The following is a 769-nucleotide window of genomic DNA, read 5'->3' as shown; positions in this document are numbered from 1 at the left end:
GACGCCGATGCCGAGGTGCAGATGACCGGCTTCAACCCGCCGATGATCCCGCCCGACGCGCATCCGGACGCGCAGGTCACGCAGCTCGACTGGGACCGCGCGTCCGGCCGCTATACCGCCCTGCTGTCGGTCAGCGCCGACGGGACGGACCCCGTGACCCTACGCATCAGCGGCCGCGCGCTGCCGACGACGGAGGTGGTGGTGCCGGTCCGCCGCATCGCCGCGGGCGAGGTGCTGACGGCGGCCGACCTGCGCCTCGCGCGGGTGCGGACGAGCCTGGTGCGTCAGCCGGTCGCCCTGTCGGTCGCGCAGGCGACCGGCTACGCCGCCCAGCGCAGCCTGATGCAGGATCAGCCGGTGTTGATCGCCGAGCTGGAAAGGCCGGCGCTGGTGCAGCGTCGCGGGCGAGTGCTGATCGAGTTGCACACCCCGGGCATCGACCTCACGGCGCAGGGCATCGCGCTGGAGGGCGGCGCCGCCGGCGATCACATCCGCGTGCTGAACCCGGCCTCGCGCGCCGTGGTCGATGCGGAGATCGTGGGCGACGGCCAGGTGCGCGTCGTCCCGGGCACGACGCCGGTGATCGCCGCCGGGCGCCAGCCGCAGGGTTATGTTCCGTGAGAGGCCGCGCGCTTCTGGCGCTGGCGGCGGCGGGACTGCTGGCGGGATGCGGCGCGCTGCAGCGCATGTCGGAAATCGGCCGCCCGCCCGCGCTGTCGCCCACGACCGACCCGACCAGGGCGCCGGAGTGGCGGCCGGTCAGCCTGCC

Annotated in this window: 1 protein-coding gene; it reads left to right on the top strand. The window is 74.9% G+C overall.

All coding sequences use genetic code 11. From position 1 onward, the window contains the following. Positions 1 to 621, top strand: a 621-nt coding sequence (gene flgA, locus B8460_RS18615; protein WP_048863119.1) for a flagellar basal body P-ring formation chaperone FlgA, incomplete at its 5' end; no start/stop codon positions are given. Positions 622 to 769: the final 148 nt, after the last annotated feature.

The sequence above is a fragment of the Acidisphaera rubrifaciens HS-AP3 genome (assembly GCF_000964365.1).
GTDB classification, from domain to species: domain Bacteria; phylum Pseudomonadota; class Alphaproteobacteria; order Acetobacterales; family Acetobacteraceae; genus Acidisphaera; species Acidisphaera rubrifaciens.
Note: the sequence above shows the minus strand (reverse complement) of the source record. Positions and strands in the feature narration are given on the sequence as shown.